Below are 11,327 nucleotides of genomic sequence, written 5' to 3'. Positions count from 1 at the left end.
CGGCTGTGTCCTGGCGGATTAGGGCTGCTGTGAACTTTACTCCATTTCTCGCTGAACGGCTGATACGTTTCTTCGCAAGCACTGTCCGTTAGTTGGAATTTGGAATTGCTGTTTATCCAGGCTCGAATCTGATGACCTGACTTTGTCTAAAGCTTTAAAGACAGCATCAGAAGCGTGTGCGTTCAGGCTAGCAACGTCTGGGAAGGACTCTCCCCAAATATTTTGCTCTTTAACGACTGGGGGCTTCTCGAATGGGTTGTTAGCTTGAAGCGCTGCCATCAGCGCCTCTGAAGATGAAACTTTAGATGCCATGATTGGTATTTTAATGAGAGAGATAGCTGGAGCAGAAAGTGGGGCTGGGCGTTTAAAGGCGTTTGGCATAAAAGCGCATTCCACCACCCGGAATCGAGAGGGAGTCTTCGCGCTGGTCTTGAGTGATATTCGGCATTTCTCCGCCAGTCAGCTGTACCAGGTCGTTTGCCTGCACGTCTAACAGCCACTCATTGAATTCTGATCTGGAAACCTGATCACCAATCTCCCTACGAAGGCGATAGATCGGTACCAAGTCATTCAAGTTGTAGTCCTGGTTCAGTCGATCGTATGTTTTTAATACAACCTTGGAAAAGGCTTCAGCAGAGCCAATTTCGGCGACTTTGCCATTGCTGTTGGCTCTGCCGTTAGTTTGAGCAGCTTCGGCGACCTCGCCCCGTTGCCGCAGCCTCTTCAGCAGCGCATTAGTCACCTTTGGCCCAATATTGGTCGTAAAAGCGAATTCTTCATCAGCCAAGTTTTTCGCTAGTCGATGCTCACCAGCAGGAGTCAGCGTGTAAACCTTTCTATTTTTCTTTTCTTGGAAAGACAGTGATTCGTCTTGCTCTAGCTGAGCTAGGGCGTCTGAATATGCCTTCCCTTTAGAGCTGGGGACAAAGCTGCTTTTAGAGACATAGCCCGACGTGTCTAAAGCCCAAAGACCTAGCAGGATGCGCGTTTCTGCGTACAGCGGCGAAAGTTTTTTACCCATGTGATGCCCTCTTGTTAAGTATTTATACGTGTTAATTTGCACTGACTGTTTTGACCAAGGTGCTAGTTGGGTCGGTTGAAGATTCGCATTCTGGCAACTTCAATCGTCCCTGCTGCTAGCAGTAAGGCGGTTGCTGTGAAGTTCTAGCAAAACGTCCTTAGCTTCATCAGTGTTTCCATAGTGCCCACATAATCCCTGGATTTACGGGCAGATTGGATCAGGCTTCATCAATTTTGGTTGGTTGATGAAGTGTTCCTAAACTAATGCCTATTTTGCCTGCGCTAAAGCATCACAGCCAGCGGAGAAAACCATAGATACTAGACCTGTTGCGAAATAGCGCGTTAAAGTAGCTATAACCACTATCTACAGGCTGCATAGGACGAAACGGGGGGTAAGAGGGTGTTTGGCCCGTTCTTTCTACCACTTCGCAACAACTCTGATGAAAGATTGCTTAAAGCTGGAAAACTGTTGCAGCAGCGCTTTCTCTCAGCAAGCTTATCTGACGGCTAAAGCAATCCAGGTGCCCGCACCGGCTGCTATGCCTGAAGCTAAGACAACCGGTGCAAACCAGGCAGAGACCCGCTCAGGAAATGTATGGATTCTTACCAAACCGATGTAGAGCGTCAGCAGCGCATGAGAGAAGGCCCATAGAACAGCGATCGCCATCAGCCCAGAAATCACCCAGACATTTTGCAGCAGTACGCTTTGCGCTATCACGACTGGCATGATCGCACTGACGACTGCCAATAGGCCCAAAGGCACCATTGCGATGCCCAGTACATAGACGTGAGCTACCCACAGGCTGCGAATGCGCCAGCCGGCGCGAGCGATCGCCACCGTCAGCACCATCGCTACATACATCAGCCCGCCCGCAGCCCAAAGGTAGGAAGCCAGCAGCCAGCTCTGAGTCGGGAAATGTGCCATCGTGCTTAGCACAAAAGCCAGGTTAGCCAGCACAGCCAAACTGTAGCCCGCCCAGCTAGCCTGCCGGGAAGATAGCCGCTGGTAAAGTGGCACCATCTCGCCAGCGGGGTTGCTCAGCAGTTGCAGTGCCGCTATCAGCCCCAGAGATCGCCGCTCTGGTCGCCGGGCAACTGGCTCATGCGGGCCGGGCCGGGAGCTGACGCCTTTAGCCCAGCGGGTTTGCTCTGAAGAGCGCGATAGCGGCCAGCGGCGCTGATAGGGGGTACGGCGTGACGAGGTGCGATTGGTCGGGCGAGTCGGGGGCCTTTCGACTAAAGAGTCGGCCTGCGCGTCGGCTGGGCGCGATCGCGGTCGCCCCCGACCTGGTACTAGCGCCGCCAATCGCTGACCCACACCGCCCAAAAACCGGATAGGCCGGGATCGTCCGGCAGTACCAAACGGCTTGAGATACACCTGGAGCCGCTGATAGTTAGCCAGGTCTCCCTGCTCACGGTAGAGCTTCGCCGCTCGCCGCAGGTCTCTAGCCGCCTCGTGCAGATCGCCAAGATCCTGATAGGCTAGCCCTCGCCGATAGCAATACTGAGCGTCGTCCGGGTCACAGGTCACTGCCTCGGTAAAAGCGGCGATCGCGCTTTGCACATAGCCTAGCCGGTAGCGAGCGAGCCCCTGAAAGTAGTAGGTTTTAGCTTCGGTAGGGTTGAGGGCGATCGCCTGCTGGCAGTCAGCCAATACGCCCGAATCATCTTCTAGCTCGTAACGCACCTCAGCCCGGCGCAGGTAAGCCTCTGCAAACTGGTCATCCAGCCTGATGGCCTGCGTATAGTCGCTCAGGGCGGCCCGGTGACGGCTCGCTAGCAGGTAGCGCACACCGCGAATGTAGAAGTCTGAAGGCGTTTGTGGATTAGCCGAGCGTTTATCAGCCCCCTGCTGGCTCTGGTCATAACGCTGACGCTGCACCCGATCTATAAGGACTTCGTACGCTTCTTGCAGCGCCTGAAATCTGACTGCTGCCCCCGGCTGGTTAGGGTGCAGATCAGGATGGTACTGCCGCGCTAGCCGGCGAAACGCGGCTTTGATGTCTCGGCGGCTGGCATTTCGAGGCAAGCGGAGGCGGCGGTAATAGTCACCGGAAGAAGAAGACATGTAAGCAAAGCTTATGGACAGGGGAAAAGCGGCGACGAAAAAACAGTAGGAACTATAAATTCTATCGAAAACCCACTGCTCAGGATTATTTTAGCGGGTTTCTTTATGACCAATTGTTCAGATATACATGCCAGCCACATCAAATCCACTCACTTTTTCTCAGGCGGGCTATATACAGTTTCAGGCAATTATGGCTGTCATTTTCTATACCAACTTGCCCTGCTGTATCCGCGCAAGCAACATCACCCCAGCGGCAGTATCGATATGTAGAATATTACGAAGAGGTTGATCTGAGCTAGCGATCGCGCCAACGTACACCCGATAAAGGCTAAAAAACAACGCCACAGCCCTTGATGGTCAGCAGTTCCCGTTGGGTTTCTCTTTTCCAAGGGCGAGGTCAGGAACAAACGCGCTTTACCCATTTCTTAAGTCTAATTCTCCGGGTCAATAAGTATTAACTTTAATTTCTATTGAAAATGGTTATTCGCAAATAACTCAGTTTTACTCATTTTTGTGTAGACTTTTATCAATGGATTTGATTTTTTAATAGATTTTTATCTATAGCTCCAGAAAACCGACTTCTTTTTAAGAACCCGCTATTTAGCTTGCCATGTCTGTTTTAGAAGCCTGCATCTTTGCCACCGTCCTGTGTGGATTTTTTGGCATTATCTTGAAAAAAAATCTGATGATGAAAATTATCTCAATGGACGTGATGAGCACTGGCGTGATTGCTTTTTACGTTTTAATAGCGGCGCAAGGCGGCTTTTTTACGCCGATTGCTTCGCAGCCTGAGCCAGTAGCTTACGCCGATCCGGTACCTCAAGCGGTGATTTTAACAGCAATTGTAATTGGCTTTTCAATTCAGGCGCTGATGCTGGTGGGCGTCATGAAGCTCTCTCGGAACAACCCGACTTTAGAATGCAGCGAGATTGAGGAGAGTAACAGTCCATGAGCCTGACACTTTCCCTGACGCTGTTTTGGATTGCCCTGCCGCTGTTTGTAGGGTTTAGTATTTACCTGCTGCCAGGATTGGCTCGCCTGCTAGCGCTGGCCGTCTCGCTGGTTTCGCTAGGCTACGGGCTCTGGCGAATTTTTGAGCCCTCTTCGCTGAGCCTGCAGCTGGTCGATAGCTTCGGGGTAACGCTGCTGATCGATCAGCTGAGCGGCTACTTTATTTTAACCAACGCGATTGTTACAGCCGCCGTTGTGCTCTACTGCTGGCGCAGTCAAAAGACCGCTTTCTTCTATACGCAAACCATCATTTTGCACGGCAGCGTGAATGCCGTGTTTGTCTGCGCTGACCTGATCAGTTTGTATGTAGCGCTAGAAGTCATTGGCGTTACTGCCTTTTTGCTGATTGCCTATCCCCGGACTGACCGCTCTATTTGGGTGGGCTTGCGCTATCTCTTTGTTAGCAATACGGCCATGCTGTTCTATTTAATGGGGACAGCGCTGGTCTATCAGACCCATCATTCGTTTGCGTTTACGGGTTTGCGGGGAGCCCCGACGGAGGCGATCGCCCTCATCTTCTTAGGTCTGCTCACCAAAGGCGGCATTTTTGTCTCGGGGCTCTGGCTACCGCTCACCCATTCCGAATCTGATACGCCCGTATCGGCAATGCTGTCAGGTGTTGTTGTAAAAACGGGCGTTTTCCCTTTAGTCCGTTTCGCCTTTATGGTGCCTGAAATCGATCCGATTGTGCGTCTGTTTGGGGTTGCTACGGCGCTATTTGGCGTAGGCTACGCGGTTTTAGCGCAAGATACCAAGCGCATACTCGCCTTTAGCACCATTTCTCAGCTTGGCTTTATCATGGCCGCGCCCGCCGTGGGTGGATTCTACGCTCTGACTCACGGTCTGGTAAAAGCGGCTCTCTTTCTCACGGTGGGTAATCTACCGAGCCGAGACATTAAGGTACTCAAGAAAAACCCAATACCGACTTCTCTTTGGGTGGTGTTAGCGATCGCCAGCTTTTCTATCTCCGGCTTCCCTTTGCTCTCTGGCTTTGGTGCCAAAATTTTAACAACAAAAAATCTGGTGCCCTGGCAAGTAGTTGGCATGAACGTGGCCGCCCTCGGCACTGCGATTTCGTTTGCTAAATTTATTTTTCTACCCCACAGCCGTACAGCCAGCGACGACGACAGCACAGCCAATCCAAAGCCTGGTTTCTGGCCCGCGATTGTGCTCTTGCTGGGCGGGTTAGTGCTGGCCAACGGTCTTTATTACGAAGCCTATACGCTCACCAATATTGTCAAACCCCTGGTCACGATTGCCCTTGGCTGGCTCGCCTACTTCTTAATCTTTCAAAAACTCTCTATTCAGCTACCCCGTGCTGCCGAGAAGTTTGAACATCTAATTGGCGGCATGAGCCTGATGCTAACGCTGTTGTTTTGGATGGTGGTGGCATGATCGGCTATCGAGACTTACTGCTGCGGCTGTCTATCTGGTTTTTGCTGACAGCCGATCTGAGCTTAGCCAATATTGTCATTGGCGTCAGCCTGGCGCTGCTGCTGCCCAAATTTGGGGCCAGATCTTATGCAGCACCAGACATCTTCAAAGATTGGCTGCAAATCTTATGGAAAATTGTGGTGGCTGTTCCTAAAGCCTATTTTGAGGCCTTTGAAATGATACTGCACCCTCACGAGCAGGAGGAGATTACGCTGGAACCTAGCGAATCGCACCGAACTCCCGGACTGATCTTTTTAGATATTTTCTTGGTCACCTTTACGCCAAAAACGATTGTCGTCAGGCGTCACGCGGATGGCCAAAACGAAGTTCACTGGGTAAAGCGGAGGCGCAGACCGTGAGTGAGGTTTTAAACTGGCTGCTCATGGCCATGATTGTAGCGCTGCTGATCCCGATTTATGAAGCCTGTCAGGATGAAGATATCTGGCAAAAAATGTTGGCCTTTGCCAGTATCTCTACTAAGACATCTATGATGATTTTGGTGGTTTCTGTGCTGCGCGGCGACTGGATGATCGGCGTGGTTGGCGTACTGATCTTGAGCTTGGGTAACGCCTCGTTAATGCTGCTCGCTCATCTGATGAGACGGATGAACAAACTATGATTAATCTCTTTAGCACGCTTTGTTTTGGTGTGGGCATTGTCTTTTGGTTTTGGGGAACCTGGCCGCTCGTCGGTCACCGTTCTGTCTTATTCAAGCTGCACAGCCTATCGGTGGCCGATACGCTGGGTTCTATGGCTATTGTCGTGGGGCTCTTGCTCCAAATCTCTGAAGAATGGCCGCTGCTTATTTTCGCTCTGATCTCTCTGGCGATTTGGAATACGGTGCTGGGGTATGTGCTGGCTTACTGTTCTACAGATGGAGGGCGCAATGTCTGAAGACTTTTATTTGATTGCGATTACCGCGCTACTGCCGCTGACGGCCTGTCTGTTAGTGCTCCAGGTAAATCCTTACCATGCGCTGGTAGTCAGGGGAATATTGGGAGCGATCGCCGCGCTGGTCTACGCCCTCTTTGGCGCAGCCGATGTTGCCCTAACCGAAGCCCTCGTGGGCACCATGCTGTCGATTACCCTCTATGCGGTAGCGGTGCGCTCGTCACTGAATATGAAACTCGGCGTTTTAGACGCTGACTCGAAGGCAGAGCCTGCGACAGTAAAACCCATCCTTTCCGCTTTACGCGAACGCTTACGCAAATACCACATGCAACTCGAACTGGTGCCCTATCCAAGCAGGGCCACTCTGAGCGCAGCACTGGCCAATCGAGAGATTCATACCGCTCTCTCAGTGCCGCTTGATCTGGAAAGAGAGAGAGTTTTTTCATCAGACAGGCAGATCTCACATCTTCAGACCCGAGTCCGGCGACTTTACGACATTATGCAGGCTGAACTGCCACCAGATATGGTCAAGCTCACCTATGTCAACTCAGCGATCGCCAGCCAAACTGACAGCCCCCAACTAGACACACTTACCACAGTAGAAGATTAGCCATGAAGTGGATCTATGTGGCGGCAGGCATCGCGCTGTACATCAAAATGCTGGTTTTCCCAAATCCAGCGATGGACTCAGCCGAGCTAGCAATTGTAGACGCCGTGGTTCAAGAGAGCGGCGTCCCTAACGCTGTTTCCGGCATCATTTTTAGAAACCGTCTCTATGACACGATTTTTGAAGTGGTTGTATTTACCCTGGCAATTATGGGGGTGCGGTTCTTGCTAGCCGACGAACAGCCCTCGCCGACGGTCTATCAGTTCACCGATCATCCCTCGGTGGTGCTGGCCCGGCTAGGGGCGACGATTGCTGCGCTAGTCAGCGTAGAGTTGGCCATTCGGGGGCATTTGAGCCCAGGCGGTGGGTTTGCAGCAGGGGTCGCTGGCGGCACAGCCATCGGACTGGTCGCCATTACCTCGTCATCGGAGTGGATGGAGGCCATTTATCATCGCTGGCATGCCGCCATGTGGGAGAAGATCTCTGTTTTGATTTTCATTGTGCTGGCGTTGCTAACGCTGGTGGGCATAGAGCTGCCTCATCGGGAGCTAGGCACCCTGCTCAGCGGCGGTTGGATTCCTATACTCAACGTTTTAGTCGCTATCAAAGTAGCGCTAGGGTCTTGGGCCGCTATTCTGGTCTTTATTCGCTATCGGGGCCTTTTGTGAGGTCAATATCAGCTAAGACTGCTGTTGCCTTTGGTATTCCGCCTGAGAAATAAGGGCTCGGTGCAAAAGCGGGTAACACTTTGTGATGAAAAGTTTAGCCTTGCACGGCACCCAACTGGGTTGTCTGGGGGTGACGTAGAGCCGTGATACTCAAGGCTTGTCATCACCGCTTGCGAGATCCAACTCATGAGTTCAGCATCCTCAGTTGCCGCCACCTTGCGCCCCGAGACTCGCCAGCAAATCGCGATTGAGGCGCTGGCCAAGTCAAAACCCATCAGCCATCTGGCTACTAAATACCAAGTCAGTCGCAAATTTGTCTATGACCAGAGCGACCAGGCGAAGCAGTCCTTGGACGAATCCTTCGAGCCAACTGCGCCTGACGAGCAAATCCTCTTTCACTTACCGATCACTAAAGCCTGGCTGTTTCAATTGATTTTCGGGCTCGTGTTGATTTGCCATAGTTCGTTGCGAGGCGTCGTCGAGTTACTCCGGGCGTCTTTGACGTGGCTATCAGTGCCAGTACGGTTCGCAACCGTCTCAATACCGCAGCAGAGCAAGCCAGTGCGATCAATGCGGCTCAAGACCTGTCGTCGATTGAAATAGATTTGCGAGACGAAATTTTTCAGGTCCATCGACCAGTGCTGGTGGGGATGGATGGCGCTTCGACGTACTGCTATCTGTTGAAATTGGCTGAGTATCGGGATGCCGATACCTGGGGCTGCCATTTGCTGGATGCGGTAGACCAAGGCCTCGCGCCGACGCGGACAATCGCCGATGCTGGCAGTGGACTGCGGGCAGGACATCAGGCGGCGTTTGGGGAGGCGATACCCTGTCATGGCGATGTTTTCCACCTTCAGCATCAATGTCAGACCGTCTCGAATAGTCTCATACGTCAGGCGATAGGGGCCACTACCCGCCGCCAAGACGTGGAGCAGAAGATGGTGATTGCCCAACAGAAGGGGCAAGGCAATCGCGTCTCTAAAAAACTGACCCTAGCTCGTCAGTATGAGTCGAGCGCGACCTCACTGGCACGAGATGTCAAAACCCTCATCCAGTGGTTAAACCACGACGTCCTGGAACTGGCTGGCCCAGCACTCACAGAACGGCAGGAACTCTATGACTTTGTGGTGGCAGAACTCCAGCGCAGAGAAGGGATGGGCCGCAAGCAGGTGCGCGTTCTACGCAAGGCGCTACAGAATCAGCGAGACGACATTCTGGGGTTTGCTCAGGTGCTCGACGACAAGCTTGCTGACATTGCTCAGAACCTGAAAACACCGCTCAATCGGGTGCGGGAGATGTGCCTGCTATTCCGCAAACAGCCTACTTCCAACGCTTACTGGCAAGCCTGGAATCAGCTTCACCAAAAATTATCTGGACAATTCCATCCCGTCTACGAAGCCGTCCAAGCGGCGATGAAGCAGACGCCTAGAGCCAGTTCGATGGTCGAAAATCTAAATTCTCGTTTACGGAATTACTTTTTCCTCAGGAAGCAACTCGGGCCTGACTATCTCAGTCTCCTACAGTTCTTTCTGAATTCCCGTCGGTTCTTGCGCAGTGAATGTGAAGAGCGGGTAGGCAAGAGTCCAACGGAATTAATGACGGGAGAACGTCATCCCCATTGGTTAGAACTCCTCGGATTTAATCGCTGCCAACAGGCCTAATTAGAAACGCCAATGAGAGCCAGACCATCATCGTCATGATGGCCTAATTTGTCGTGCCAGTGTTACCCGAAAACGGCCAATTTTGCACCATGCCGATTTTGGGCGATCGCTGAGCCTCAGGGGTTTCGATTTTTGAGCTTTGCTGCCTCTGGGGCCCAAACTGGCCAGCTAATCGCCGATCTAGGCACCCGCTTTGAGCGACAAATTGCGGCGGGGTACGTTTTTAACCCCGAGACCAATCTCACCCTGACCCAGGATGGGCAGGCCTATGCTCTAGGCCTATGCTCTTTGGCACAACAGCAACCACGAACTGGCCCAATGGCTAGAAGCGTTGGGTTGTCGTATCGACCATCTATGGCTTTGGAGAGAGTTCCGGCTGGCTTCAGCCCATCGATAGGTAACGATTGAGCTGGTTCCCCATTAACAAGTAAGAGGTAGGGCTGGCCCTGGCTCCACCCCTAGGACTGTTTCGCTCATCTTCCCCTGACTCCGGTCGCGGTCGGCTGAGGTCGTGACCAAACGGGGTGCGATCGCCGCGGGCCGCCTCACCCCCCAAGCCCAGGACTTTCCTGAGCCCTGTCTTCTGAACTCTCTAAACTCTGTTTTTTACTGCAAACTTCGATTCGAGATTAACGAGATGAAACGTTTGACGCGTCCGGTTAAGTTTCTGCTGTGTAGCATGGCGGCCCTGATGTTGCTGCTGGCCTGCCAGGATGTGCCCCAGGCCCAAACAGATGCCCCAGCCCCCAATCAGTCTGAGGTGAGCCCGATCGCCTACCCTGATCGCCTGCTGGCGACCCCGGCTGAGCTACCGCCCTTGCCCTACGACTACGCCGCCCTAGAGGCCGCCATTGATGCCGAAACCATGCGGCTGCACCACGACGAGCACCACGCCGCCTACGTCAACAACCTCAACGAGGCCTTGGAAGATTACCCCGACCTGCAGGGCCAGAGCGTAGAAGCACTGCTGAGCGACCTAGATGCCATCCCCGAAGACATTCGCACCACCGTGCGCAACAACGGCGGTGGCCACCTCAACCACACCATCTTTTGGCAGATTATGAGCCCCGAGGGCGGCGGTGAACCCACAGGCGAAATTGCCCAGGCCATTGAGCAAACCTTTGGCAGTTTTGACCAGTTTCAAACGCAGTTTAATGAAGCCGGTAGCGATCGCTTTGGCAGCGGCTGGGTCTGGCTGGTAAGCAACGGCGACGGCGACCTCGAAATTGTCGATACTGCCAACCAAGACAGCCCGATCATGGACGGGCAGTACCCGATCATGGGCAACGACGTGTGGGAGCACGCCTACTACCTGCGTTACCAAAACGAGCGCGGCGAGTACCTAGAGAACTGGTGGAACGTGGTGAACTGGCCCGAGATCAATCGGCGCTACCAGGCAGCCACCCAGCAGACCAACTAATGGCGGCAGAACGTTAGCCCCCCAACGCTATAGGGGCAAACAGCCGTTTGCCCCAGGCCAAGCTGTGGCCCGAGCGATTGTAGATGAAAGAAGAAGGCAGCACCGTGAGAATTTTTAGCGTTTTACAGAGCATTCCTAAATCCCTGCGGCGTGGTTTGATTCGGGGTCACACTTTGGGAGCAATCAGGTAGGCTGAGTGGTTGCCCACCTCCTTCCACCGCGATCGCTTCCAGCGGGCGTCGCCATCGCAATCCATGAGCCGAACCCTTTCCGTTGCCGCCAGTCTATCCCCCGAAGTTCGTCAAAATCTTGGCATACAGGCACTCTCCCGATCAGTCCCCATCAGTCATCTAGCAGCAGAGCACCAGGTCAGCCGGAAGTTCGTTTGCCAGCAGGTCGACAAAGCTCAGCAAGCCCTAGATGAGTCGTTTGTGCCGTCCCCAGGTGATGACGTCTTGTTCCATCTGCCGGTGACCAAGAACTGGCTGTACCAGCTGATGCTGGGGTTGGTGCTGATCTGCCACAGCTCCTATCGGGGCGTGGTTGA

13 protein-coding genes and 1 pseudogene are annotated in these 11,327 nt (G+C 53.1%); 11 read left to right on the top strand and 3 right to left on the bottom strand.

Going from position 1 to position 11,327, the window contains the following annotated elements:
• Window positions 1-36 precede the first annotated feature (36 nt).
• The 3 genes from CKL79_RS21090 to CKL79_RS21080 all read right to left on the bottom strand — a co-directional run bounded on the left by CKL79_RS21090 (window position 37) and on the right by CKL79_RS21080 (window position 3,088).
• A complete protein-coding gene (locus CKL79_RS21090; RefSeq protein WP_205879170.1) occupies window positions 37-312 on the bottom strand; it encodes a hypothetical protein in 276 nt (91 codons plus the stop codon).
• Between the two features lie 52 nt (window positions 313-364).
• Window positions 365-1,021 (bottom strand): helix-turn-helix transcriptional regulator, encoded by a 657-nt coding sequence (locus CKL79_RS21085; protein WP_121971512.1) that lies wholly within the window; start codon window positions 1,019-1,021, stop codon window positions 365-367.
• 495 nt (window positions 1,022-1,516) lie between these two features.
• Window positions 1,517-3,088, bottom strand: coding sequence for a DnaJ domain-containing protein (locus tag CKL79_RS21080; protein ID WP_121971511.1), 1,572 nt, complete (start codon window positions 3,086-3,088; stop codon window positions 1,517-1,519).
• Between the two features lie 610 nt (window positions 3,089-3,698).
• Here CKL79_RS21080 and CKL79_RS21075 point away from each other — a divergent pair.
• The 11 genes and pseudogenes from CKL79_RS21075 to CKL79_RS21030 form a co-directional block, all read left to right on the top strand.
• Window positions 3,699-4,040, top strand: a complete 342-nt coding sequence (locus CKL79_RS21075; RefSeq protein ID WP_121971510.1) for a cation:proton antiporter subunit C — start codon at window positions 3,699-3,701, stop codon at window positions 4,038-4,040.
• Entirely contained in the window at window positions 4,037-5,494 is a 1,458-nt protein-coding gene (locus tag CKL79_RS21070) for a cation:proton antiporter (RefSeq protein WP_121971509.1), read from the top strand. Before CKL79_RS21075 ends, CKL79_RS21070 begins: the two co-directional genes overlap by 4 nt.
• Window positions 5,491-5,892, top strand: coding sequence for a cation:proton antiporter (locus tag CKL79_RS21065; RefSeq protein ID WP_121971508.1), 402 nt, complete (start codon window positions 5,491-5,493; stop codon window positions 5,890-5,892). Before CKL79_RS21070 ends, CKL79_RS21065 begins: the two co-directional genes overlap by 4 nt.
• A 23-nt stretch (window positions 5,893-5,915) precedes the next feature.
• Window positions 5,916-6,152, top strand: a complete 237-nt coding sequence (locus CKL79_RS21060; protein WP_121971515.1) for a hypothetical protein — start codon at window positions 5,916-5,918, stop codon at window positions 6,150-6,152.
• On the top strand, window positions 6,149-6,427 hold the full coding sequence (locus CKL79_RS21055) for a monovalent cation/H(+) antiporter subunit G (protein ID WP_121971507.1): 279 nt from the start codon (window positions 6,149-6,151) through the stop codon (window positions 6,425-6,427). The genes CKL79_RS21060 and CKL79_RS21055 overlap by 4 nt, the downstream gene beginning before the upstream one ends.
• The gene (locus CKL79_RS21050; RefSeq protein ID WP_121971506.1) at window positions 6,420-7,034 is read left to right on the top strand and encodes a DUF4040 domain-containing protein; all 615 of its coding nucleotides are present in this window, start codon (window positions 6,420-6,422) and stop codon (window positions 7,032-7,034) included. Before CKL79_RS21055 ends, CKL79_RS21050 begins: the two co-directional genes overlap by 8 nt.
• Window positions 7,035-7,036: 2 nt before the next feature.
• Window positions 7,037-7,699, top strand: coding sequence for a Na(+)/H(+) antiporter subunit B (locus CKL79_RS21045; protein ID WP_121971505.1), 663 nt, complete (start codon window positions 7,037-7,039; stop codon window positions 7,697-7,699).
• Between the two features lie 186 nt (window positions 7,700-7,885).
• Window positions 7,886-8,302 (top strand): hypothetical protein, encoded by a 417-nt coding sequence (locus CKL79_RS24025; RefSeq protein ID WP_240519016.1) that lies wholly within the window; start codon window positions 7,886-7,888, stop codon window positions 8,300-8,302.
• Window positions 8,203-9,360, top strand: a complete 1,158-nt coding sequence (locus CKL79_RS21040) for a hypothetical protein (RefSeq protein WP_240519015.1) — start codon at window positions 8,203-8,205, stop codon at window positions 9,358-9,360. The genes CKL79_RS24025 and CKL79_RS21040 overlap by 100 nt, the downstream gene beginning before the upstream one ends.
• A gap of 637 nt (window positions 9,361-9,997) precedes the next feature.
• Window positions 9,998-10,780, top strand: a complete 783-nt coding sequence (locus CKL79_RS21035) for a superoxide dismutase (RefSeq protein WP_121971514.1) — start codon at window positions 9,998-10,000, stop codon at window positions 10,778-10,780.
• 254 nt (window positions 10,781-11,034) lie between these two features.
• Window positions 11,035-11,327, top strand: a pseudogene (locus CKL79_RS21030) (hypothetical protein); the annotation flags it as partial.

This window comes from Leptolyngbya sp. BC1307 (assembly GCF_002286735.1).
Lineage (GTDB): Bacteria > Cyanobacteriota > Cyanobacteriia > Phormidesmidales > Phormidesmidaceae > Phormidesmis.
The sequence above is the reverse complement of the archived record's forward strand: the minus strand, read 5'-3'. Positions and strand labels throughout refer to the sequence as shown.

Excerpts from the sequence above, each read along its gene's own strand:
- CKL79_RS21050 (WP_121971506.1), top strand. The coding sequence starts at position 6,420 with ATGTCTGAAGACTTTTATTTGATTGCGATTACCGCGCTACTGCCGCTG.
- CKL79_RS21055 (WP_121971507.1), top strand. The coding sequence starts at position 6,149 with ATGATTAATCTCTTTAGCACGCTTTGTTTTGGTGTGGGCATTGTCTTT.
- CKL79_RS24025 (WP_240519016.1), top strand. The coding sequence starts at position 7,886 with ATGAGTTCAGCATCCTCAGTTGCCGCCACCTTGCGCCCCGAGACTCGC.
- CKL79_RS21090 (WP_205879170.1), bottom strand. The coding sequence starts at position 312 with ATGGCATCTAAAGTTTCATCTTCAGAGGCGCTGATGGCAGCGCTTCAA.
- CKL79_RS21035 (WP_121971514.1), top strand. The coding sequence starts at position 9,998 with ATGAAACGTTTGACGCGTCCGGTTAAGTTTCTGCTGTGTAGCATGGCG.
- CKL79_RS21060 (WP_121971515.1), top strand. The coding sequence starts at position 5,916 with ATGGCCATGATTGTAGCGCTGCTGATCCCGATTTATGAAGCCTGTCAG.
- CKL79_RS21085 (WP_121971512.1), bottom strand. The coding sequence starts at position 1,021 with ATGGGTAAAAAACTTTCGCCGCTGTACGCAGAAACGCGCATCCTGCTA.
- CKL79_RS21070 (WP_121971509.1), top strand. The coding sequence starts at position 4,037 with ATGAGCCTGACACTTTCCCTGACGCTGTTTTGGATTGCCCTGCCGCTG.
- CKL79_RS21065 (WP_121971508.1), top strand. The coding sequence starts at position 5,491 with ATGATCGGCTATCGAGACTTACTGCTGCGGCTGTCTATCTGGTTTTTG.
- CKL79_RS21080 (WP_121971511.1), bottom strand. The coding sequence starts at position 3,088 with ATGTCTTCTTCTTCCGGTGACTATTACCGCCGCCTCCGCTTGCCTCGA.
- CKL79_RS21075 (WP_121971510.1), top strand. The coding sequence starts at position 3,699 with ATGTCTGTTTTAGAAGCCTGCATCTTTGCCACCGTCCTGTGTGGATTT.
- CKL79_RS21045 (WP_121971505.1), top strand. The coding sequence starts at position 7,037 with ATGAAGTGGATCTATGTGGCGGCAGGCATCGCGCTGTACATCAAAATG.